The organism is Streptomyces sp. RB17 (genome assembly GCF_009604455.1).
GTDB lineage: Bacteria > Actinomycetota > Actinomycetes > Streptomycetales > Streptomycetaceae > Streptomyces.
Map to the genome: position 1 here is coordinate 891,236 of NZ_WEGL01000001.1, position 22,382 is coordinate 913,617.

Annotated in this window: 21 protein-coding genes; 11 read left to right on the plus strand and 10 right to left on the minus strand. The window is 71.6% G+C overall.

What is annotated here, in order from left to right; genetic code table 11:
- Nucleotides 1-30 precede the first annotated feature (30 nt).
- The 3 genes from SRB17_RS04115 to SRB17_RS04125 all read right to left on the minus strand — a co-directional run bounded on the left by SRB17_RS04115 (nucleotide 31) and on the right by SRB17_RS04125 (nucleotide 3,590).
- Nucleotides 31-984 (minus strand): N-acetylmuramoyl-L-alanine amidase, encoded by a 954-nt coding sequence (locus SRB17_RS04115; protein ID WP_323374948.1) that lies wholly within the window; start codon nucleotides 982-984, stop codon nucleotides 31-33.
- Between the two features lie 23 nt (nucleotides 985-1,007).
- The gene (locus SRB17_RS04120; RefSeq protein ID WP_153534618.1) at nucleotides 1,008-1,661 is read right to left on the minus strand and encodes a class I SAM-dependent methyltransferase; all 654 of its coding nucleotides are present in this window, start codon (nucleotides 1,659-1,661) and stop codon (nucleotides 1,008-1,010) included.
- Between the two features lie 183 nt (nucleotides 1,662-1,844).
- A complete protein-coding gene (locus SRB17_RS04125; RefSeq protein WP_153534620.1) occupies nucleotides 1,845-3,590 on the minus strand; it encodes an MFS transporter in 1,746 nt (581 codons plus the stop codon).
- Between the two features lie 163 nt (nucleotides 3,591-3,753).
- Between SRB17_RS04125 and SRB17_RS04130 the strand changes: the two genes are divergently transcribed.
- The 4 genes from SRB17_RS04130 to SRB17_RS04145 all read left to right on the plus strand — a co-directional run bounded on the left by SRB17_RS04130 (nucleotide 3,754) and on the right by SRB17_RS04145 (nucleotide 7,824).
- Nucleotides 3,754-4,941, plus strand: a complete 1,188-nt coding sequence (locus tag SRB17_RS04130; RefSeq protein ID WP_153534622.1) for a lipid-transfer protein — start codon at nucleotides 3,754-3,756, stop codon at nucleotides 4,939-4,941.
- A gap of 64 nt (nucleotides 4,942-5,005) precedes the next feature.
- The gene (locus SRB17_RS04135) at nucleotides 5,006-6,436 is read left to right on the plus strand and encodes an MFS transporter (RefSeq protein WP_153534624.1); all 1,431 of its coding nucleotides are present in this window, start codon (nucleotides 5,006-5,008) and stop codon (nucleotides 6,434-6,436) included.
- A 51-nt stretch (nucleotides 6,437-6,487) separates the two neighbouring features.
- Nucleotides 6,488-7,027, plus strand: a complete 540-nt coding sequence (locus SRB17_RS04140) for a SigE family RNA polymerase sigma factor (RefSeq protein ID WP_153534626.1) — start codon at nucleotides 6,488-6,490, stop codon at nucleotides 7,025-7,027.
- The gene (locus tag SRB17_RS04145) at nucleotides 7,027-7,824 is read left to right on the plus strand and encodes a hypothetical protein (RefSeq protein ID WP_153534628.1); all 798 of its coding nucleotides are present in this window, start codon (nucleotides 7,027-7,029) and stop codon (nucleotides 7,822-7,824) included. The genes SRB17_RS04140 and SRB17_RS04145 overlap by 1 nt, the downstream gene beginning before the upstream one ends.
- Before the next feature lie 22 nt (nucleotides 7,825-7,846).
- Here the strand turns inward: SRB17_RS04145 and SRB17_RS04150 are convergent, their stop codons facing one another.
- The gene (locus SRB17_RS04150) at nucleotides 7,847-8,488 is read right to left on the minus strand and encodes a response regulator transcription factor (RefSeq protein WP_194293893.1); all 642 of its coding nucleotides are present in this window, start codon (nucleotides 8,486-8,488) and stop codon (nucleotides 7,847-7,849) included.
- A 420-nt stretch (nucleotides 8,489-8,908) separates the two neighbouring features.
- Here SRB17_RS04150 and SRB17_RS04155 point away from each other — a divergent pair, with 420 nt between their 5' ends.
- The gene (locus SRB17_RS04155; protein ID WP_153534630.1) at nucleotides 8,909-10,471 is read left to right on the plus strand and encodes an alpha-L-arabinofuranosidase B; all 1,563 of its coding nucleotides are present in this window, start codon (nucleotides 8,909-8,911) and stop codon (nucleotides 10,469-10,471) included.
- On the opposite strand, the gene SRB17_RS04160 is transcribed toward SRB17_RS04155, so the two are convergent.
- From SRB17_RS04160 to SRB17_RS04170, 3 genes are read right to left on the minus strand one after another with little or no spacing between them, the layout of a single operon-like run.
- A complete protein-coding gene (locus SRB17_RS04160; RefSeq protein WP_153534633.1) occupies nucleotides 10,449-11,738 on the minus strand; it encodes a sensor histidine kinase in 1,290 nt (429 codons plus the stop codon). The two genes, SRB17_RS04155 and SRB17_RS04160, sit on opposite strands and share 23 nt — an antisense overlap.
- Before the next feature lie 17 nt (nucleotides 11,739-11,755).
- Nucleotides 11,756-12,472 (minus strand): ABC transporter permease, encoded by a 717-nt coding sequence (locus tag SRB17_RS04165; protein ID WP_153534635.1) that lies wholly within the window; start codon nucleotides 12,470-12,472, stop codon nucleotides 11,756-11,758.
- On the minus strand, nucleotides 12,472-13,371 hold the full coding sequence (locus SRB17_RS04170) for an ATP-binding cassette domain-containing protein (RefSeq protein ID WP_416237021.1): 900 nt from the start codon (nucleotides 13,369-13,371) through the stop codon (nucleotides 12,472-12,474). The genes SRB17_RS04165 and SRB17_RS04170 overlap by 1 nt, the downstream gene beginning before the upstream one ends.
- Nucleotides 13,372-13,753: 382 nt before the next feature.
- On the opposite strand from SRB17_RS04170, the gene SRB17_RS04175 reads away from it, so the two are divergent.
- Genes SRB17_RS04175 through SRB17_RS04185 form a run of 3 tightly spaced genes read left to right on the plus strand, consistent with a single transcriptional unit; the run spans nucleotide 13,754 to nucleotide 16,717 of the window.
- The gene (locus tag SRB17_RS04175; RefSeq protein ID WP_153534639.1) at nucleotides 13,754-14,629 is read left to right on the plus strand and encodes a MaoC/PaaZ C-terminal domain-containing protein; all 876 of its coding nucleotides are present in this window, start codon (nucleotides 13,754-13,756) and stop codon (nucleotides 14,627-14,629) included.
- A gap of 55 nt (nucleotides 14,630-14,684) precedes the next feature.
- Nucleotides 14,685-15,761 carry a Zn-dependent alcohol dehydrogenase gene (locus SRB17_RS04180; RefSeq protein WP_153534641.1) on the plus strand — a complete coding sequence of 359 codons (1,077 nt, stop codon included), beginning with the start codon at nucleotides 14,685-14,687 and terminating at the stop codon, nucleotides 15,759-15,761.
- 14 nt (nucleotides 15,762-15,775) lie between these two features.
- Nucleotides 15,776-16,717 (plus strand): 3-oxoacyl-ACP reductase, encoded by a 942-nt coding sequence (locus tag SRB17_RS04185; protein ID WP_153534643.1) that lies wholly within the window; start codon nucleotides 15,776-15,778, stop codon nucleotides 16,715-16,717.
- 61 nt (nucleotides 16,718-16,778) lie between these two features.
- Here SRB17_RS04185 and SRB17_RS45310 read toward each other — a convergent pair whose 3' ends face one another.
- Complete coding sequence (locus SRB17_RS45310) at nucleotides 16,779-16,937, minus strand: hypothetical protein (protein WP_194293895.1); 159 nt, start codon at nucleotides 16,935-16,937, stop codon at nucleotides 16,779-16,781.
- A 96-nt stretch (nucleotides 16,938-17,033) separates the two neighbouring features.
- Nucleotides 17,034-18,590, minus strand: coding sequence for a hypothetical protein (locus tag SRB17_RS04190; RefSeq protein WP_153534645.1), 1,557 nt, complete (start codon nucleotides 18,588-18,590; stop codon nucleotides 17,034-17,036).
- Between the two features lie 188 nt (nucleotides 18,591-18,778).
- On the opposite strand from SRB17_RS04190, the gene SRB17_RS04195 reads away from it, so the two are divergent.
- Genes SRB17_RS04195 through SRB17_RS04205 form a run of 3 tightly spaced genes read left to right on the plus strand, consistent with a single transcriptional unit; the run spans nucleotide 18,779 to nucleotide 21,661 of the window.
- A complete protein-coding gene (locus SRB17_RS04195) occupies nucleotides 18,779-19,630 on the plus strand; it encodes a Nif3-like dinuclear metal center hexameric protein (RefSeq protein ID WP_323374949.1) in 852 nt (283 codons plus the stop codon).
- Nucleotides 19,627-20,370 carry a zinc ribbon domain-containing protein gene (locus tag SRB17_RS04200; RefSeq protein ID WP_153535743.1) on the plus strand — a complete coding sequence of 248 codons (744 nt, stop codon included), beginning with the start codon at nucleotides 19,627-19,629 and terminating at the stop codon, nucleotides 20,368-20,370. The genes SRB17_RS04195 and SRB17_RS04200 overlap by 4 nt, the downstream gene beginning before the upstream one ends.
- A gap of 22 nt (nucleotides 20,371-20,392) precedes the next feature.
- On the plus strand, nucleotides 20,393-21,661 hold the full coding sequence (locus SRB17_RS04205) for a bifunctional RNase H/acid phosphatase (protein WP_323374950.1): 1,269 nt from the start codon (nucleotides 20,393-20,395) through the stop codon (nucleotides 21,659-21,661).
- Nucleotides 21,662-21,672: 11 nt separating this feature from the next.
- On the opposite strand, the gene eda is transcribed toward SRB17_RS04205, so the two are convergent.
- Nucleotides 21,673-22,338 (minus strand): bifunctional 4-hydroxy-2-oxoglutarate aldolase/2-dehydro-3-deoxy-phosphogluconate aldolase, encoded by a 666-nt coding sequence (gene eda / locus SRB17_RS04210; RefSeq protein ID WP_153534649.1) that lies wholly within the window; start codon nucleotides 22,336-22,338, stop codon nucleotides 21,673-21,675.
- Nucleotides 22,339-22,382: the final 44 nt, after the last annotated feature.

Here is a 22,382-nt window from a genome sequence, read left to right on the forward strand (position 1 = left end):
TCCGGCTGTCCGGCCGGTTCCGCCCGCCGGTCACGAACCGTGCAGGAAACTCACGATTCCCTCAGAGATCCCCTGCGCCGCCTTCTGCCGCCAGGCGCCGCTGGTCAGCAGTGCCGCGTCCTTGCTATCGCGCATGTTGCCGCACTCGATGAACACCTTGGGAACCGTTGACAGATTGAGACCGCCGAGGTCCGTACGTGTGACGAGACCGGTACCGTCGCCGAGGTAGTTGGACGGCGGCTCGTCGGTGTCGCGCAGGAAGTTCCCGGCGATGCGCGTGCCGAGGTCGCGCGAGGGTCCGACGATGCGACGGGTGTCCGCGGCGCCGGAGTGCACCGAGCCCGGCAGGATGACATGGAAGCCGCGGTTGCCCTGCGCCGAGCCGTCGGCGTGGATGGAGATCGCCGCATCCGCGTGCGCCGCGTTGCCGATCCGCGCCCGCTCGTCCACACACGGCCCCCAGGCCGGGCTGTCGCCGTCGTGGGTCAGCTTCACCGTGGCGCCCTGCTTCTCCAGCAGCGTGCGCAGCCGGTGGGCGACGTCGAGGGTGAACCGGGCCTCGGTGTAACCGTCGTTGGTGGACGTCCCGGTGGTGTCGCACTCCTTCCAGTTCGTGCCGATGTCCACCTTGCGGTCGATCTCGGCCGTGTGCTGGAAGTTGCCCGGGTTGTGCCCGGGGTCGATGACGACGACCTTGCCCCTGAGCGGACCGGAGGCGGAGCCTCCCGAGGGCCGCTTGCCGTCGTCCGGCGCGGAAGGCGAGGCGGAGTCGGCGGACGGAGAGGGCACGGCGGACGTACCGGACGCCGAAGCCGGGGCGGCCGTACGGTCCGCACCACCACTGCCGGCACCGGCGCCCACCGCCTCGTACACCACCCAGCCGAGCAACGCACCGGGCACCAGCGCGGCGAGCGCCACGGTCAACGGTCCACGCCGGGACCGACGCGGCTGGGGGGGATCGAACTCCGGGCCTAGGTACGACACGTCTGCGACTCTAACCGGGGCCCTTAGATCCCCGCTCCCGTTCGCCGCAGGACACGCAGGGAGCCGGTCGCCGAGGTCTCCGTGAACGCTCCGGACTCAAGTGCCCGCAGGTACACGCGGTACGGCGCCTGCCCGGTGAACTCGTCCTCGGGCTCGGGGAAGACGTCGTGGATGACGAGGAAGCCGCCCTCGGCCACATGGGGTGCCCAGCCCTCGTAGTCGGCGGTGGCGTGTTCGTCGGTGTGGCCGCCGTCGACGAAGACGAGACCGAGCGGGGACTTCCAGATCGCCGCGATCTGCGGGGAGCGGCCCACGAGGGCGACCACGTGTTCCTCCAGCCCCGCCTTGAACAGCGTGCGCCGGAAGGTGGGCAGGGTGTCCATCAGGCCGGTCTCCGGGTCGACCGTCTCGGGGTCGTGATAGTCCCAGCCGGGCTGCTGCTCCTCGCTGCCCCGGTGATGGTCCACGGTCAGTGCCGTGACCCCGGCCGCGCGGGCCGCGTCGGCGAGCAGCACGGTGGACCGCCCGCAGTACGTCCCGACCTCCAGCAACGCCAGCCCCAGCCGCCCCGCCTCCACCGCGGCCTCGTACAACGCCAGCCCCTCGTCCACGGGCATGAACCCCTTCGCCGCCTCGAAGGCGGCGAGGATGTCGGGCTTGGGAGCGCTGGCGGGCATGGGCGGCGGCCTTCCGGTCGTACGACTGTTCCAGCCGCCCATGCTGCCGCACCCCCCGGTAACTTATCGACGGGGGGTGCGTATCCAAGGGGCGCGGGGCTGTATTGATATGCGGCTCCGCCGCGCGGGCGCGAAGGGCCACGACGGCGGGTCGGCCGCCGGGCGGCAGTACCCGCCGAGCTCTCAGGCGCTCACAGTCTCCCCGGGCAATGACAGATCCAGATCGACAGCCCGCTCCTCACCCGAATGCGTGGCGGAAGAGGCAAGCGGCCCATGCCCCGCGGCCCGTGCGGCAAGCACATACGCCCCCTGGGCCGGCACGGCAAGCACATAGCCGCCGTCCTCGTCGGAGACGGCCGCCCCGGCCTGCCGCCCCCGCCGGTCGATCAGCGTGACCTTGGCCCGGGCGACCGGAACGCCGTCGGCGCCCAGAACCCGGCCCCGGAAGCCTCGCAGCACCTCCTCGGCCCGCTCCAGCGAAGCGTCCTCCTCACTGCTGGCCCGCAGCTGAGTGTGCTGCTGACCCGGCCGGGGGGCCTTCGGCAGGAACAGGGCCATCAGCAGGCCCGCCGCCACCGCGGCCGTGGCGATCAGGAAGGACACCCGGAACCCGTGCATGGTCGGGATCGCGATGCCGCCCACGTTGTTCGCCGTGTTGGCGAGCACCATGCCGATGACGGCGCTCGACACCGACGTACCGATGGACCGCATCAGGGTGTTGAGGCCGTTCGCCGCGCCGGTCTCCGAGGCCGGGACCGCGCCGACGATCAGGGCGGGCAGCGAGGAGTAGGCGAGGCCGATGCCCGCGCCGAGGACCACGGACGTGACGATCGTCTGCCAGGCGGCGTCCATCAGGCCGAGCCCGCCGCCGTAGCCGAGCGCGATGATCAGCAGGCCGAGGATGAGGGTGGTCTTCGGGCCGTACTTGGCGGACAGCCGGGCGTACACCGGGGCCGTGAACATCATCGTCAGGCCCAGCGGGGCCACGCACAGGCCCGCGACGACCATGGACTGGCCGAGGCCGTATCCGGTGGCCTTGGGCAGCTGGAGCAGCTGGGGCAGGACCAGGGAGACGACGTAGAACGCCACGCCGACCATGATCGACGCGAGGTTGGTGAAGAGGACGGCCGGGCGTGCGGTGGTGCGCAGGTCGACCAGGGGCGCCCGGTGGCGCAGCTCGAACAGGCCCCACAGGAGGAGGACGACGACCGACGCGGCGAACAGGCCGAGCGTCCTGCCCGAGGACCAGCCCCAGTCGCTGCCCTTGGTGATGGGCAGCAGGAGCAGCACCAGGCCGGTGGACAGGCCGAGCGCGCCGAGCAGGTCGAAGGAGCCCTTCGCCCGCATCGGGGACTCGGGGACGACCAGGAGGGTGAGGACGATGGACAGCGCGCCGAGGCCGGCGGCGCCGTAGAACAGGGCGTGCCAGTCCGTGTGCTGGGCGACCAGGGCCGCGGCGGGCAGCGCGAGGCCGCCGCCGACGCCGATCGAGGAGCTCATCAGGGCCATGGCCGAGCCGAGCCGCTCGCGCGGCAGCATGTCCCGCATCAGGCCGATGCCGAGCGGGATCGCACCCATGGCGAAGCCCTGCAGCGTACGGCCGACGATCATGGTGAGCAGCTGGCTGGTGAGGGCGCTGACCAGGGCGCCGACCACCATCACGGCGAGGCTGAGGATCAGCATGCGCCGCTTGCCGTAGAGGTCGCCGAGCCGGCCCATGATCGGGGTGGCCACGGCGCCGGACAGGAGGGTCGAGGTGAGGACCCAGGTGGCGTTGGAGGGCGCGGTGTGCAGCAGCTGCGGCAGGTCCTTGATGACCGGCACGAGCAGGGTCTGCATCACCGCGACGACGATGCCCGCGAAGGCGAGCACCGGGACCACGGCGCCGCTCGCCCTCCGGGCCGGCTGGTCGGTCGTCGTGTGGGTCATGGAGTCGAGGCCTCCCCGTAGTGATAAGTGCCGGGTAAACCTCGTATGCACAGGCAACTATTCCGTTGCTTCGAGCCTCTAACGAATCCTTGACCAGGCCATGGGTTTCTGATTCGGTGTCAGGGGCTGGTGGGTTTATGGAACACGTTCTATTCTGCGCGCCATGAAGGCCTATGTCGCCGGGGTCGGGATGACCAGGTTCGAGAAGCCCGAGACCCGTTCATGGCAGTACTGGGACATGGTGCGCGAGGCGGGGACGGCAGCACTGGCGGACGCGGGCGTTGTCTACGGCGACGTGGAACAGGTTCCCGTCGGCTACTGTTTCCAGCCCTCGACCGCCGGCCAGCGCGCCGCCTACGAACTCGGCCTCACCGGCATCCCCGTCTGCAACGTCAACAACAACTGCGCCACCGGCTCGACCGCGCTGATGCTCGCCCGTCAGCTCGTCGAGGGCGGCGCCGCCGACTGCGTACTGGCGCTGGGCTTCGAGAAGATGAAGAAGGGCGCGCTGGGCGGGGGAGCCGACGGCGGAGACTTCTCTGTGTCCCCCGTCGCCCGGCACTACGGCATCATGGCCGCCCGGCACGGCTTCGAACCCGCCCCGCCGACCGCGCAGATCTTCGGCGCCGCGGCCCGCGAGCACATGGAGCGGTACGGCACGACCGAGGCCCAGCTCGCCGCGGTCGCCGCCAAGAACCACCGCCACTCCGCGCACAACCCCTACGCGCAGTTCCGGGACGTGTACGACATCGCCGACATCCTCGCCTCCCGTACCGTCCACCGGCCGCTCACCAAGCTCCAGTGCTCGCCGACCTCGGACGGTGCGGCGGCGGCAGTGGTCGTGTCGGACCGGTTCGCTTCGCGGCGCGGCCTCACCGGTCTCGTGGAGATCGCCGGACAGGCCATGACCACGGACACCGAGGAGTCCTTCGCGTCCGGCTCCTGCATCGACGTCGTCGGGCAGCCCATGTCCAGGGAGGCGGCCCGGCAGGCGTACGAGCGCGCCGGGCTCGGCATCGAGGACGTGGACGTCATCGAGCTGCACGACTGCTTCTCGGTCAACGAACTGCTGACGTACGAGGCACTCGGCATGTGCGCCCCCGGGGAGTCCGGAAAGCTCGTCGAGTCGGGCGCGACGACCTACGGCGGCCGGTGGGTGGTGAACCCGTCGGGCGGGCTGATCTCCAAAGGGCATCCGCTGGGCGCGACCGGCCTGGCCCAGACGGCCGAGCTGGTGTGGCAACTGCGCGGCACGGCGGGGGAGCGGCAGGTGCCGGGCGCGCGGGTGGGGCTCGCGCACAACATCGGGCTGGGCGGCGCGGCGGTGGTGACGGTACTGCGCGCAGTGTAGGACGCACGACCTGGGCACCCGCGGTCCGAAATGCCGATGCAAGGACCGTAACCGGGTTGAGAGCATGACCCCCATGCTGGAAGCCGCCGACACCACACCCCTTATATCCCGCCGTACGGCCCCGCCGACCTGGCTGGTGGTGGCGCTCGCCTGCGCCGGACAGTTCCTGGTCGTCCTCGACGTGTCGGTGGTGAACGTCGCCCTGCCGTCCATGCGGTCCGGCCTCGGCCTGAGCGCGTCCGGTCTGCAGTGGGTGGTGAACGCCTACGCCATCGCCTTCGCCGGTTTCATGCTGCTCGGCGGCCGGGCCGGCGACCTGTACGGGCGCAAGCGGATGTTCCTGGTCGGCCTCGGTCTGTTCACGCTGGCCTCGCTGGGCGGCGGCCTCGCCCAGGAGGGCCGGCAGCTGCTGCTGGCGCGGGCCGTGCAGGGGCTGGGCGCGGCGGTGCTGGCCCCCTCGACGCTGACCCTGCTGACGTCCGCGGTGCCGGAGGGGGCGGCGCGGGCGCGCGCGATCGCCACCTGGACCGCGGTCGGTGCCGGGGGCGGGGCCGCGGGCGGACTGGTCGGCGGGGTGCTCGTGGACGTGCTGTCCTGGCGCTGGGTGCTGCTGATCAACGTGCCGGTGGGCGCGCTGGTGCTGGCCGGCTCGGTGGTCTGGCTGAGCGAGAGCCGAGCCGGCGACGGGCGGCGGCTGGACCTGCCGGGCGCGCTGCTGGTCACGGCGGGCCTCGCGACCCTGGCCTACGGCATCTCGCAGACGGAGGCGGAGGGCTGGGCGGCCCGGGCCACGCTGCTCCCACTGCTCGCCGGGGCGGCGCTCATCGTCCTGTTCCTGCTGGTCGAGGCGCGTACGGCGGCCCCGCTGATGCCGCTCGGCCTGCTCCGGCTGCGCTCGGTCGCCTCGGCGAACGCGGCGATGTTCCTCTCCGGCTCGGCCATGTTCTGCATGTGGTACTTCATGACGCTCTACGCCCAGAACGTCCTCGGCTACACGCCGCTGGAGGCCGGATTCGCCCTGGTTCCCAGCTCGCTGTCCGTGGTCGTCGGCTCGAAGCTCGCGCCGCGCCTGATGCGGTCGGCCGGTCCGCGGACCGTGGCGGTGCTGGGCACGCTGGTGGCCGCGGCCGGCTTCGGCTGGCAGTCGACGATGAGCGCGCACGAGGCGTACCTCACCGCGATCATGATCCCGGGGGTCCTGATGATGCTGGGCGCGGGTCTCGCGGCGACCCCGCTCGCCTCCCTGGCCACGTCCGGCGCGGCACCGGGCGAGGCCGGTGTGGTGTCGGGGCTTGTCAACACCTCGCGCACGATGGGCGGTTCGCTCGGCCTCGCCGTGATGTCGACCGTCGCCGCGGCCGGCACGGGCAGTGGGCACGGCCCCGGTGCGCTGACCGACGGCTATGCGCTGGCCTTCCAGGCCAGTACGGCGGTGCTGCTGGGCGGGGCGGTGCTGATGCTGCTGTGGCTGCCGCGGAAAATTTCCTCGACGTGAGGCAACGGTCCGAGCCGCTCATGGACTCCTTCTGACATCTAGGAGGTGCCCATGGGGGACGGGAAGCAGGCTCGGAACGAGGAGTTCCAGAGCTTCATGATCGGCCGCTGGCCGCGGCTGATGCGTACGGCATTTCTCCTCACGGGGGAGCAGCACGCCGCCGAGGACCTGGTGCAGTCGACCCTGGAGCGGGTCTATGTGTCCTGGCGCAAGGTCGGCGCCGCCGACGAACCGGAGGCGTACGTACGGCGCGTGATGATCAACCTGCATGCGCGCAAGCACCGGAGAAAACTCAAGGAGTTCCTGGCCCCCAAGGACGACTCGGGCCTGGTGCACGAGATCGCCGACACCGGGGACCGGATCGCGCAGGCCGACGACCGCGGCGCGCTGCTCGAGGCGCTCGCCCGACTGCCGGTGCGGCAGCGGGAGGCGGTGGTCCTGCGCTACTGGGAGGACCTGACGGAGGCTCAGGCGGCGGAGGCGATGGGCTGCTCGGTCGGCGCGGTGAAGAGCAACGCGGCCAAGGGGATCGCCAAACTCCGGGCCATACCGGAACTGGCGGAGACGGTGACGCACGGAGGGCGGAAGTGATGAGCGCGGACCGGGAGAGCCACGACATGAACGGGATGACCGACATGACGCAGACGGACATCGCCTTCCTCCTCGCGGACGCCGCGGACGAGGTCGAGATCGGCATAGCCCCCGTCCAGGCGGTCATCCGCGGCGGCCGGCGGCGCAGAGCCCGCCGCTGGGCGGTGGCGGCGGCCACGACACTGGTGCTGACGGGGTCGACGGGAGCGACCCTGGCGGTGACGGGGCTGCCGGGCGGGGGGTCGGGGGACCGGACGGCGCCAGTGGCAATCCGCCCGGCGCTTCCTCGCGCCCGGCAGGTGGACGAGCCGCAGCGCACGGATCTGGCGAGCGGCCTGTACCGGGGAAAGCAATGGCGTGTGGAGCTCCAGGTGTGGGATGCGCCGCGCGACCGGACGGAGGCGGTCCGGCAGTACAACGCGATGAAAAGGCTGGGGCTGGAGGCGGCGCAGGTCCACAGGGCGGCCGACCTGATCGGCAAGAGCTCTTTCTTCGTCACGCGTGCCTGGGGTGAACACCCGCAGCAGCAGGTCATGTTCAACACCGCGGAGACCTTGGACCGTCCGTCGGGCACCGATCTCGAATCCATCGCCACGCGGCTGGGCTGGGGCCCCGAAAGCTCCGGACGGCTGGTGATCGGAGAGGTGGCCCAGACGGCCGGCCAGGTCAAATGCACCTGGAACGACGGCACCAGCACCGTGGCGGTGCCCCGAGCCGGTGTCGGGGCTTCGTCGGCCTGGTTCGTCTGCGTGGCACCGGAAGGCAGGCACTATCGGAGCGCGGAGGTGATGCGGTGACCCGGCACGGCCGGACCGGCGCTCACAGCCACCCCTGCTGCCGGGCCTCCCGTACCGCCTCCGCCCGGTTGCGGGTGCCCGTCTTGCCGATCGCCGAGGACAGGTAGTTGCGGACGGTGGACTCGGACAGATGCAGCCTGCCGGCGATGTCGGCGACGGTCGCCCCGTCCACCGACGCCTTCAGCACATCGCACTCGCGGGCCGTCAGCGGACTGGGCCCGGCGCTGAGCGCGGCAGCGGCGAGCGCCGGGTCGACCACGGTCTCCCCGGTGAGTACGCGCCGGATCGCCGCGGCCAGTTCCTCCACGGGCCCGTCCTTGACGAGGAACCCGGCCGCACCCGCCTCCATGGCCCGGCGCAGATAGCCGGGCCGGCCGAAGGTGGTCAGGATCAACACCCGGCAGTCGGGCGCCTGTTCCCGCAGTTCGGCCGCCGCGTCCAGCCCGCTGATGCCCGGCAGCTCGATGTCCAGCAGCGCCACGTCCGGCCGGTGGGTGAGCACGGCGTCCACGATGCCGTCGCCCGAGCCCAGTTGGGACACCACCTCGATGTCCTCCTCCATGCCGAGCAGCAGAGCGAGCGCACCCCGCATCATGCCCTGGTCCTCGGCGAGCAGCACCCGAATGGACTTGCCGGTCCGGTGCTCCCGGGGCATCTCGTTCATGGCCTCAGGTTACGGCCGGAAACCCGTCGCGGCGGCCGGCGTACTCGAGCGTCGGCAGCCGCAGGATCTCGCCGAACCAGTCGGCCGTGACACCTCGGCCTCGTCGTCGCCGAACTCGAACCAGGGAACCGTCCCGACGGCACCGTACAGCGGCGGACGTGCGGGGCGGCCGACTTCGCCTGGGTGATGCCCGAAGGGAACAGGTTTCTTTCGGCCGTTGCTCATGGCACGGGCAGTCGTCGGCGATTAAAGACTTGGCATGGTCCGATGCGGCGGGGGTTGACGGTCTCCGGCCGTACTCAAACAATCGCCCCTGCCTTTCCAGAAATCCATGGAATTTCCACCGTCGAATAGGTTCGGTATTTCGATCGAACGACGTCCGAGATATCGAACGCCGAGAATCCGAGGTGCACCGTGCCCATGAGATCCCCCCACATCCGCCCCGGGCGGCTGAGAAGCGCCGCCCTGTCCGTGCTCGCCGTCTGCGCGACCCTCGCCGCGCTGCTCCTCGGAGTCGGCGCGCCCCAGGCCGCCGCCGCCAGTTCGCTGCCCTGTGACGTCTACGCCACTGCCGGCACCCCCTGCGTCGCCGCGCACAGCCTGGTCCGGGCGCTGTACGCGTCGTACAACGGCCCGCTCTACCAGGTGCAGCGGGCCTCGGACAGCGCCACGAAGGACATCGGGCTGCTGACCGCCGGCGGATACGCCAACGCGGCCGCCCAGGACACCTTCTGTTCCGGCACGACCTGCATCATCACCAAGATCTACGACCAGTCCTCCCGCCACAACGACCTCACGGTCGAGGGCGCGGGCGGGGCCGGCGCGGCCGATGTCGGGGCGCCCGCCGACGCACTGCCGGTGACCGTCGGCGGCCACCAGGTCTACGGCCTGGAGATCTCCGCCGGCATGGGCTACCGGGACAACTCCACCTCCGGCGTCGCCACCAACGGCGCGGCCGAGGGGATGTACATGGTGACCTCCGGCACCCACGTCAACAACCGCTGCTGCTTCGACTACGGCAACGCCGAGACCAACAACAAGGACACCGGCAACGGCCACATGGACGCCATCAACTTCGGCACCGAGTGCTGGTTCTCCCCCTGCTACGGGCAGGGCCCCTGGGTGCAGGCCGACCTGGAGAACGGGCTGTTCCAGTCCGACGCCGGATACAGCAAGAACTCCTCCAACACCGGCACGGGCTCACTGCCGTTCGTGACCGCGCTGCTCAAGAACAACGGCCAGAACCATTTCGCGCTCAAATGGGGTAATGCACAATCCGGTGGGCTCACGACCACCTATTCCGGAGGTGAGCCGACCACGAGCGGATACTCGCCCATGCACCAGGAAGGCGCGATCGTCCTGGGCACCGGCGGCGACAACAGCAACGGATCCATCGGCTCGTTCTTCGAGGGCGTCATGACCTCCGGCATCCCGACGGACGCCGCCGACAACGCCGTCCAGGCCGACATCGTCTCCGTCGGCTACGGCGGCGCGACCGGCAGCACCGGCACGCTCAGCCCCGGCTCGGAGATCTCGCTGCGCGCCACCACCTCCTGCTGCACCAGCGACTACGTCCGCCACCAGAACGACGCCGGCGTCGTCTCCGCCATCACCTCCAGCAGCTCCAGCCTGGACAAGAACGACGCCACCTGGATCGTCCGCAAGGGCCTCGCGAGCAGTTCCTGCGTCTCCTTCGAGTCGCGCAACTACCCCGGCGACTACCTGCGCCACTACAACTACAAGCTCTACCGGCAGCCCATGGACGGCACCGCCCAGTTCCGGGCCGACGCCACCTTCTGCCCGACGACCGGCAAGAGCGGCACCGGCACCTCGTTCGCCTCGTACAACTACCCGACGAGATATCTGCGCCACTACGACTACAACCTGTACATAGCGAGCGACGGCGGCTCCAACGACTTCGACAGCAGCACGTCCTGGACCGACGACGTCAGCTGGGCGGTCAGCTCGCCCTGGGCGCCGTAGCCGTAGCCGTCACCACCAGATCCGCGAACTCCGCCGACTCCACAGGGAGTTCCGCGGTCACCGTGAAACCGCCGCGCGGCGACGGGCCGGCCGTGAGTGAGCCGCCCGCCGCCGCGAGGCGCTCGGTGAGCCCCTTCAGTCCGGTGCCGCCGATGCCTTGCTGAGGCCGGCTGACCGGCTTGCCGTTGCCGCTGCCGTTGTCGGTGACGGTGAGCCGGACCTGCTCGGCGCCGCTCTCGACGGTGATCTCACAGCGGCTCGCGTCGCTGTGCCGGACCACGTTCGTCACCGCCTCGCGCACCACCCAGCCCAGCAGCGCCTCCGCCTGCGGTTCCAGCGGCGCCCCCGACTGCCGTACCACCGGCTCCAGGCTCGCCGCCGACAGCGCCGAGCGAGCCCGGGTCAGCTCGGTGGCCAGGCTTCCCTCCCGGTAGCCGGTCACCGCCTCGCGGATCTCGGTGAGCGCCTGCCGGCCCACCGACTCGATGTCCGTGATCTGGCCCAGCGCCGCGTCCATGTCGCGCGGGGCCAGCCGCCGGGCCGCCTCCGACTTCACCACGATCACCGACAGCGTGTGCCCCAGCAGATCGTGCAGATCCCGGGAGAAACGCAGCCGCTCCTTCTCCACCGCGCGGCGGGCCAGCTCCTCGCGGGCGGCGCGCAGTTCCCGTACCGCCTCGGACAGGCCGAGGATCGCGGCGGTCACCATGCTGGAGAGAAAGGTGCCGTAGGCGATGTTCACCGCGTCCGAGCCGTCGTGGGCAGCGGAGATCGCACCCGCGTACGCGGCCAGCAGTACACCCGTACGGCCGAGCCACGGGCCGCGCAGCGCCGCACCCGTCGCCAGCCCCAGCAACGGGAAGAACATCAGCCAGTTGCCGCCGTAGCCGAGCGCCAGACCGGTGGTCACCAGGCCCATGACGAGCAGCGCCACCCGGGTGGAGAGCGCCTCGCGCTTCTCCCGTTCGAAGGAGCGGAAGGTGACGTAGATGTAGAGAGTGTTGAACGTGACCAGGCCCACGCTGCCGATCCACGGGTTCGGGGTGCTGCCCTGGAGGAGATTGGAGAAGGATCCCATCCCCATCAGCAGCCAGGGCAGCAGGGCGAAGCCGGTGGGTGGCGGCCCCGGATGGTCGACGTCCGGGGCCTTGCCCTTCTTCCGGGCGGCCCGTTGTGCGGCCTTGAAGCGCTCGTGCTCGGCTTTCCACCGGCGGCGTTCGGCCCGAAGGGCCTGTATCTCGCACCGAACGCCCAGTCCCCACGTCATGTCTTTGTTTCCCCCGGTCAGATGGTCCCCGCCCGACGGCGGTACGACAGCACAGCGTACGAACCGAACAGAACGAGCCAAGCGGTCAGCACGATGATGGCACCGACCCCGGGTGCGTGCCCCTCGGATACGGCGGTGCCCAGCTGGGCGAACCGATGCGTGGGGGTGTACGCCGACACGGCCCGCAGCCAGGCGGGGAAGAGGCTGACCGGGAACCACAGGCCGCCGAGCACCGCGAGCCCCAGATTGCACACCATGTTCACCACGCCGGTGCTCGGCCCGGTCAGCCGGTAGCCGTTGCCGAGGCCGAGCAGCGTGAACGGGACCGAGCCGAGCCAGAGCAGCAGCGCGATCGCCGCCCAGTGACTCGGCGCCAGACGTACCCCGTTGACCAGTCCGCCCGCTGTCAGTACGGCGACGATCGAGGGCAGTACGGTCACCACGCCGGTCAGGGTCCGGCCGGTCACGACCTCGCGTGGGGTCATGGGGGTCACGCGGAGTTGGCGCAGCCAGCCGGTCGCGCGGTCCTCGGCGACGGCACCTCCGGTGTTCAGCGCGGAGCCGAGCGCGCCGTAGGCGGCCATGCCCACCATTGCTGCGGTGCGCCAACTCCGGTCGTTTTCACCGAGGTTGGTGAACAGGAGATAAATCATCACCGGCATGGCCATGCCACCGATGACGAAGCCTGGATCGCGGAGGGTGCGGAGGGTTTCCAGACGGATGTAGGCGAGCATCAGACGGTCGTCCTTCGGGTGCGGGTTGCCGTGGGTTGCTCGCGCAGTTCCCCGCGCCCCTTGAGGGCGCCGGCGCCTCCCCCGGCTGTCAAAGCGAGGAACGCATCGTCCAAAGACGCCGGGGTCACCTCCAGGTTCCTGATCGCGCCCAGCTCCGCCAGCGCCATCACCGTCGCGTCGGAGTCGTCCGTGCGGAGCCGGACCCGGTCGCCGTGCACCTCCACCGAGCGGACTCCCGGCAGCAGGCCGAAGGACTCCGGCTCCCGCCCCGCGAGATCCACGCAGACCAGGTTCCCGCCCGCCGCGCGCCGCAGTTCCTCTCCCGTGCCGTCGGCGACGATCCGGCCCCGGTCGATGACCACGATCCGGTCGGCGTGGGCGTCCGCCTCCTCCAGGTAGTGCGTGGAGAAGAGCACGGTGTGGCCACGGCGGGCGTACGTGCGCATCGACTCCCAGAAGGCGTGCCGGGCCTCCACGTCCAGCGCCGCCGTCGGCTCGTCCAGCACCAGCAGCGCCGGGTCGCCGGCCAGTGCGAGGGCGAACCGCACCCGCTGGACCTGCCCGCCGGACAACCGGTCCACCCGCCGCCCGGCCAGATCCGCGATCCCGGCCAGCTCCAGCGCCCGTGCCACCGGCATGGGTGCGGGATAGCGGGAGGCCAGGAAGGTGACCAGTTCGCCCACGGTGACCCGGGGCACCGGCCGGGCGTCCTGGAGCATCGCGCCCACCCGCCCCGCGCGCACCGACCGCTCGGGCGCGGCGCCGAACAGTTCCACGGTCCCGGCGTCGGGCTCGTACAGCCCGAGCAGCAGGCCGATCGCGGTCGACTTGCCGGCACCGTTGCGGCCCAGCAGGGCCACGGTCTGTCCGGGCGGGATGTCCAGGTCGACACCGTCCACGGCGCGCACCGTGCCGTACGTCCTGACCGCCCGCGTGAAGCAGACGGCGCTTCCGCGTGGTCCCCGTGCTCCCCGTGGTCCCCGTTGTAGTCCCCGTCGTCCCCGTTGTGTCATGTCTAGGACGCTACGGATCCGGTCCTCGCCCCGGCAGATGCGCATGTACGGACTCGGGCAGTACAAATGTCACTACCCCCCGAGCCATCACCCACTGAGCTGACACGGCGTCAGGAGCCTTCACAAGTATGGAGCGCTGGGCTATACAGAGGGCGCCGGACTGGAACGCGTTCTAGGTCGGCCCGTAGCGACCTCGGTGCGGCCGACGGTGCGGACGTCCGCGCCGGGGTCTTGAACCGCCAGTTGAACCGCGAGTGTCAGGAGTCGTATGCCCATCGACGCAAGCCGAGCCCTCGCGGCCGAACCCCGGACCGGCGAGATCTCCTGGACCACCAAGGACGTCCAGCTCTACCACCTCGGCATCGGCGCGGGCGCCAACCCCGACAAGGACGCCCCCGCCACCGACCCCGACGAGCTGCGCTACACCCTGGAGTCCCGGCTGCACGTCCTGCCGAGCTTCGCCACCGTCGCGGGCTCCGGCGCGCCCGGCGTGATCAGCGGGCTGTCCATGCCCGGCGTGGAGGTCGAGCTCGCCAAGGTGCTGCACGGCGGACAGAGGCTGGAGATCCACCGCCCCATCCCGGCCCAGGGCACGGCGACCGCGACCCACCGGCTCGCCGCCGTCTACGACAAGGGCAAGGCCGCCATCCTGGTCCTGCGCACCGAGGTCGCCGACGCCGACGGCCCGCTGTGGACGAACGACGCCCAGATCTTCGTACGGGGAGAGGGCGGATGGGGTGGCGATCGCGGCCCCTCGGTCCGGCTCGATCCGCCCACCGGCGACCCCGACAAGACCGTCGAACGCCCCGTCCGCGAGGACCAGGCCCTGCTCTACCGCCTCTCCGGCGACTGGAACCCGCTGCACGCCGACCCCGAGTTCGCCAAGCTCGCCGGCTTCGACAAGCCGATCCTGCACGGGCTGTGCACCTACGGCATCACGCTCAAGGCGGTCGTGGACACGCTGCTCGGCGGGGATGTGAGCCGGGTGCGGTCGTACACCACCCGGTTCGCGGGCGTCGTGTACCCGGGAGAGACCCTGCGCATCCGCATGTGGCGGCAGGAGGGGAGCGTCCGGGCGGAGGTGAGCGCCGTGGAGCGTCAGGACGCGCCGGTCCTCGCGGACACCGTCGTAGAGCACTCCTGAAACGTGCACTCCTGAAACGTGCACTCCTGAACCCAGCATCGAGGGGAGCCGCACCATGCGCGCAGCCGTACTGCACGAGATCGGCCAGGAAAAGCTGGAGGTCCTCGACGACGTCGAGGCGGTGGGCTTCGGCCCCGGCAAGGTCAGGGTCCGGGTGCGGGCGACCGGGCTGTGCCACTCGGACCTGTCCGCGATGAGCGGGGTGCTGCCGCAGCCCGCGCCGTTCGTGCCGGGCCACGAGGGCGCGGGCGAGATCCTCGAAGTGGGGGAGGGCGTACGGCACCTGAAGGCCGGCGACCGGGTCGTCATCTGCTGGCTGCCCGCCTGCGGCACCTGTCCGGCCTGCAGGCGCGGCCAGACCGAGCTGTGCCTGGCCGGGTTCATGAACGCGGGCACCCCCAACTTCCAGCGCTCCGGCGGTGACGTCTTCGGCTTCGCCGGCACCGGCACCTTCGCCGAGGAGGTCGTGGTCGACGCCGGCTGCGCGGTGCCGATCCCGGACGACGTGCCCTACGACATCGCCGCACTGATCGGCTGCGGGGTCACCACCGGTCTCGGCGCCGCCCTCAACACCGCCGACGTGGAGGCCGGTTCGTCGGTCGCCGTCATCGGGTGCGGGGGCGTCGGCATCTCGGCGGTTCAGGGGGCCCGGCTGAAGGGCGCCGCCGAGATCGTCGCCGTCGACCCGGTCGCCTCCCGGCGCGAGTCCGCCCTCAGGTTCGGCGCCACGAAGGCGATATCACCGGATGAGCTGGCCGACGCCAAGCAGCAGGTCACCGGCGGCGAGGGATTCGACTACGTCTTCGAGGTCGTCGGCAGGTCGGCCACCGCCCGCACCGCCTACGAGAACACCCGGCGCGGCGGCACCCTCGTCGTGGTCGGCGCCGGCGCCATGGACGACTTCCTGCAGCTCAACATGTTCGAGCTGTTCTTCGACGAGAAGCGCATCCTGCCGTCCATGTACGGCGGCGGCGACGTGCTGCGCTCCTACGAGCGCACGATCGCCCTGTGGCGGGCCGGCCGGGTCGACCTGGCAGGACTGATCACCCACCGGGTCCAACTGGCCGAGATCAACGAGGCACTGGACCAGATGCGCACCGGGACGGCCCTGCGTACGTGCATCGAGATCTGAGGACGGGGACCGGTATGGCACTGCCACTGGAAGGTCTGTCCGCCGTCGTCACCGGCGCCGGACGCGGGCTCGGGCGGGCCGAGGCCCTGGAACTCGCCCGGCTGGGCGCGGCCGTCGTCGTCAACGACTACGGGCAGCCGGGCCGGGACGGTTCGGGCGGGGCCTCGGCGGGACCGGCAGAGGAGGTGGCCGCCGGGATACGCGCACAGGGCGGGCGGGCGGTCGCCCACACCGGGGACGTCGCCGACTTCCGGCAGGCGCGGGAACTCGTCCAGTTGGCGATCGGCGAGTTCGGCAAGCTGGACATCCTCGTCAACAACGCCGGCATCCTGCGCGACCGCATGGTCTTCTCCATGGCCGAGGACGAGTGGGACTCGGTGATCCGCGTCCATCTCAAGGGCCACTTCAACACCACCCGCTTCGCCGCCGCGCACTGGCGGGAGCGGTCCAAGGCGGCCGGGGGAGAGCAGGTCCACGGGCGGATCGTGAACACCTCCTCCGAGGCGTTCCTCGCCGGTTCCGCGGGGCAGCCGAACTACGCGGCCGCGAAAGGCGGAATCGTCGGCCTGACCACCTCCACCGCCCTCGCCCTCGCCAAGTACGGCGTCACGGCCAACGCGATATGCCCGCGCGCCCGGACCCGCATGACCGAGGACGTCTTCGCCGGGTTCGAGCGGCCCGCCGAGGGCCTGGACCCGCTGGCCCCCGAACATGTCGCCCCGCTCGTCGGCTACCTGGCCTCGCCGGCCGCGGCCGGGGTCAACGGCCAGTTGTTCGTCGTCCACGGCGGCATGGTCGCGATCGTCGAACGGCCGCGGGTGCAGGCGAAGTTCGACAGCAAGCAGGAGACGTTCAGCTACGACGAACTCGACGCGCTCCTCACCCCGCACTACGCGGACCGGCCGCCGGGGGAGACCTTCGCGGCGGCCGAGGTGCTGGGACTCAAACGGGGCTGAGGAGGCTTCCGGACGCGAAAGAGGGGGCGCCGGTCGGGCGCCCCCTCTTCCGTCACCGCTGTCAGGCAGCGGCTTCCGCGGTCTGCTGGGCCGGCTTGCGGTGCCGGCCGTGCGGAGCCGTCTCGCTCTCCTGGGCCGCGATCGGGCCCCGGTGCCGGCCGTGGCCGGCAGCCTCCTGCGAGTCGGCAGACAGCTGGTCCGTCGTGCTGGTGTCGCTCATCGGAAGTATTCACCCCGTCAACATGATCTTTCGTACAGCCGGGCGAGTCTAACCGGCGCACCGCGGGCCGAATCCAGGCGCACACGCCAACCGGCACTAGTTCGTTACAAGACGTCCCAGAGGCGCCTGCTGCAACGGCACCGGACGTGCCACCAGGGGCTCCGGAACAAACGGTTCCACCACTTCCGGAACAAGATGTTCCGCCGACTCGGGAACAAGGGGTTCCACGGACGCCGGACCGACCGTTTCCGCAGGCTCCGGAATCTTCGGCTCCGCAGGCACCGAGGCATCCCACCTCACAAATGCCGGAGCTTCCCGCCCCGCAGGTTCCGAAGCTTCCCGCCCCGCAGGTTCCGAGGTGTCCCGTCCGGCAGGTTCCGAGGCATCCCACCCCGCAGGTTCCGAACCGTCCCGTCCGGCAGGTTCCGTAGCAGCCCACCCCGCAGGTTCCGAACCGTCCCGTCCGGCAGGTTCCGCGGCATCCCACCCCGCAGGTTCCGGAGGATCCGGTTCCGTCGGCCCCGGTGACGCCCCGAGCGCCCCCGCAGCCGTGCCGTCCCGGACCGGACCCTCCGGACCCGCCTCCCCCCGTGCCGCGGCGGTACTGCTCCCCGCGGCCGTCTCCCCCCTGGGCACCGTCAGCTCCGCCACGCCGCACGGAGTCTCCCCCGTGGCGTACGGCAGCCGCAGCACCCCGTCCCGTGTCCACAGCCCGGCCCCGGTCAGCCAGCCCTCGGGCGCCGGGAGATGGCTCGTCTGCCGCCCCGCCGGCCGCCAGACGCCCACCCAGCTGTTGCCGAACGGCCCGTCGACGCGCAACGCCACCGCGCAGTGCTCCGGCGTCAGCACCTGCTCGGGCTGGATCGCGAACGGCGTCACCGCGCAGTCCGGCACCCTGAGGCTCTCCGGGAAGCGCACCGGCAGCATGCTGCCGAGCACCCCCCAGCCCAATCGTTCCTGCCCCGGCGAGGGCGCGTCGGAGGAGATGAGCAGCAGCCCGCTGTCGGGGTCGGCGAGCAGCAGCCGGTCGGCGCTGCCGGCCGCGATCTGCAGCAGCGGCGAGACCTCCGCGCGCTCCAGGTCCACCACGACCGTCTTGACCGGGCCGCCGCTCAGCTCCCGGTCCAGCGCCAGCATCCGCCCCGCACGGTCCAGCCAGACCCCGCCCGAACAGCGTCCCGGCACCTCGGCGAGCCGCTCGGGCCCGAACGCCCCGCCCGCCACCAGCCACACCACGCTCGACCGCGGCCCGACGGCGAGGGCGTACGCCCGTACACCGCCGGGGGCGGGCGGCAGCAGGGTGAGCCGGGTGCCGGGCTCGGGGCATTCCACCGTGCCCAGTGGCAGCTCTCCGGTGCCGGGCCCGGTCGGGTACAGCAGCGAGAAGGCGTGCCGCTGCTCGACCAGCCGGTGGATCAGCACCCGGCCGTCGGACAGCGGCTGCACCTCGGTGCCGGGCTCCTCCGGCTGGTTGCCGGGCAGCGGCACCGCGTACGGCTCCGGGCCGTCCAGGGTCCAGCGCTCCGGGAACCAGCAGTCGCCGGCCGGCGCGAGCCGGGCCGCGTACGCACCGTCCGCCGTCACGGCGAACGCCGTCCCCGGCGCACCGTCGGCCCCGCCCGTCGACGGGGGTTCGATCGCACAGGCCGTCATCGTTCGCTCACCTCCGGCGACGAAGCTAGTTTTCGCACGTGCAGGCGTGGGACGGGCCGACCCCGGCTTCACACATACGGGTGGTGCAGAAGCGATTCACCTGAGGAAAACGGGACCTTTGTGCTGAGGAGGGTCAGAGCGGCCGGATGCGGTACGGCCCGGCAGACCGGCCAGGTAGCCTTTGCTACGTGCCCCGTCTGTCTGAAGTCATCGCCGCGCTGGAGAGCCTGTGGCCCGCCGAGCGGGCCGAGTCCTGGGACGCGGTCGGCACGGTCGTGGGCGACCCCGAGCAGGAGGTCACCCGGGTCCTGTTCGCCGTCGACCCCGTGCAGGAGATCGTCGACGAGGCGGTGAAGCTCGGCGCCGACCTGCTGGTCACCCACCACCCGCTCTATCTGCGCGGGACGACCACGGTCGCGGCGACCCACTTCAAGGGCCGGGTCGTGCACACGCTGATCAAGAACGACATCGCGCTGCACGTGGCCCACACCAACGCCGACACGGCGGATCCGGGTGTCTCCGACGCGCTCGCGGGTGCGCTGGACCTGCGTGTCGTACGGCCCCTGGTCCCGGACCCCACCGATCCGGAGGGCCGCCGCGGGCTCGGCCGCGTCTGCGAACTGGACCACCCGCTGACCGTCCGCGAGCTGGCCGAGCGCGCCGCCCAGCGGCTGCCCGCCACCGCGCAGGGCGTCCGGGTGGCCGGCGACGCCGAGGCCGTCGTCCGCACGGTCGCCGTCAGCGGCGGCTCCGGCGACAGCCTCTTCGAGGACGTACGCGCCGCCGGGGTGGACGTCTTCCTCACCGCCGACCTGCGCCACCACCCGGCCTCCGAGGCCGTCGCGCAGAGCCCCCTCGCGCTGCTCGACGCGGCGCACTGGGCCACCGAGTGGCCCTGGTGCGAGCTGGCCGCGAGCCAGCTCGACGAGATCTCCGACCGTCACGGCTGGGACCTCCGGGTCCACGTCTCCAAGACGGTCACCGACCCCTGGACCGCCCACGCGGCGTCCACGACGAAAACCGCAGGAGCCCCCAACTGAACGCCGCGCCCGCCGACCAGATCCGACTCCTCGACGTCCAGGGCCTCGACGTCCGCCTGCAGCAGCTGGCGCACAGGCGGAAGTCCCTGCCCGAGCACGCCGAGATCGACGCGCTGAACAAGGACCTCACCCAGCTGCGGGACCTCCTCGTCGCCGCGCAGACCGAGGAGAGCGACACCGCCCGCGAGCAGACCAAGGCGGAGCAGGACGTGGACCAGGTGCGCCAGCGCGCCGCCCGCGACCAGCAGCGCCTGGACTCGGGCGCGGTCACCTCGCCCAAGGACCTGTCCAACCTCCAGCACGAGATCGCCTCCCTCGCCAAGCGCCAGGGCGACCTGGAGGACGTGGTCCTGGAGGTCATGGAGCGCCGCGAGGCCGCGCAGGAGCGGGTGAGCGAGCTGACCGAGCGGGTCGCGTCGGTGCAGTCGAAGATCGACGACGCGGGCGGCCGCCGCGACGCCGCGTTCGAGGAGATCGACGGCGAGGTCGCCTCGGTGACGAAGGAGCGCGAGGTCATCGCGGGTTCCGTGCCCGCTGATCTGCTGAAGCTCTACGACAAGCTGCGCGCGCAGCAGGGCGGCATCGGCGCGGCCAAGCTGTACGCCCGCACCTGCCAGGGCTGCCGCCAGGAGCTGGCGATCACCGAGCTGAACGAGATCCGTGCGGCGGCGCCGGACACCGTGGTGCGCTGCGAGAACTGCCGCCGCATCCTGGTGCGTACGGCCGAGTCGGGCCTGTAAGGGTCGGTAAGGGGCTTCTGGGGTGCGGGAGTTCATCGTCGAGGCGGACGGCGGGTCACGGGGCAACCCGGGTCCCGCCGGTTACGGCACGGTGGTCCGCGACGCGGCCACGGGTGAGCCGCTGACCGAGGTGGCCGAGTACATCGGCGTCGCCACCAACAACGTGGCCGAGTACCGGGGCCTGCTGGCCGGCCTGCGCGCCGCCCACACCCTCGACCCGGCCGCGTCGGTGCACGTCCGGATGGACTCCAAGCTCGTCATCGAGCAGATGTCGGGCCGCTGGAAGATCAAACACCCCGGCATGAAGCCCCTGGCGACGGAGGCGAAGACCGTCTTCCCCCCGGACCAGGTCACCTACGAGTGGATCCCCCGCGAGCAGAACAAGCACGCGGACCGCTTGGCGAACGAGGCGATGGACGCGGGCGCGAAGGGGGAGCAGTGGTCGCCCTCGCAGTCCAGGGCGGCTCTGGACATCTCGTCATCCACCGCAGCCGAGGGCGCCACGGCCGCAGCTGCGAGCAGCGACACCGCCGCAGCTGTGGGCAGTCGTGCGACTGAGGCGGCGCCCGTCCCGCAGAAAGCGGCACCTTCCGGGGAGCGCCGCCCTGCCACCCCTGACGAGCAGCACGTCTCGACACCGGGTTGGAGCAGCGCCCCCGACCTCGGCGCCCCCGCCACCTTCGTGCTGCTCCGGCACGGCGAAACCCCCCTGACCCCCCAGAAGCGCTTCTCCGGCAGCGGTGGCACCAACCCCTCCCTCTCCGCCGCCGGCCGAGAACAGGCCCACCGTACAGCCGAGGCCCTGGCCAAGCGCGGCACCATCCAGGCCGTCATCGCCTCCCCCCTCGCCCGCACCCGCGAAACCGCGGGCATCGTCGCCACCCGCCTCGGCCTGGACGTGACGATCGAAGACGGCCTGCGCGAGACGGACTTCGGCGCCTGGGAGGGCCTCACCTTCGGCGAGGTCCGCGAGCACTACCCCGACGACCTGAACGCCTGGCTCGCCGACCCGGAGGCCCACCCCACCGGCGGCGGCGAGAGCTTCGCCGAGACGGCCACCCGGATCGCCGCCACCCGCGACAAGCTGGTCGCGGCCCACGCCGGCCGCACGGTCCTGCTGGTCAGCCATGTGACCCCGATCAAGACCTTCCTCCGCCTCGCCCTCGGCGCACCGCCCGAGTCCCTGTTCCGCATGGAACTGTCGGCGGCCTCCCTGTCGGCGGTGGCGTACTACGCGGACGGCAACGCGAGCGTACGGCTGTTCAACGACACGTCCCACCTGCGTCCCTGAGCCTGCCGCCGTCAACCGCCGCTACGTCCCGGGTCCCGCCCGAGCCGCGCCGCGCCCCGCGCCAGCTCCTCGACCCGCGCCCAGTCCCCGGCGGCCACCGCGTCCGCCGGGACCATCCAACTGCCGCCGACACAGCCCACGTTGGGCAGCGAGAGATACTCGGGCGCGTTGGCCGGACCGATCCCACCCGTGGGACAGAACCGGGCCTGCGGCAACGGACCGGCCAGCGACCGCAGATACGCCGTACCGCCCGCCGCCTGCGCCGGGAAGAACTTCATCTCCCGCACCCCGCGCTCCAGCAGCGCCACGACCTCCGAGGTGGTCGACACCCCGGGCAGGAACGGCACCCCGGCCCCCCGCATCGCCTCCAGCAGCGCGTCCGTCCACCCCGGGCTGACCAGAAACCGAGCCCCCGCCGCCATGCACGCCCCCACCTGCTCCGGCGTGATCACCGTGCCTGCGCCGACCACGGCCTCGGGCACCTCACCGGCGATCGCCCGGATCGCGTCCAGCGCCCCCGGTGTCCTGAGCGTCACCTCGATGGCCGGCAGGCCGCCCGCCACGAGTGCCCGCGCCAGCGGTACGGCGTCGGCGGCGTCGGAGACGACCACCACGGGCACGACAGGGGCGAGATCCAGCACGGAGGCAGCCGAGGAGGAGGGCAGCGGTGAGGTCATGCCCTCATCGTGCCCAGCGGCTGCAGTACATGCAATGAGCGTTG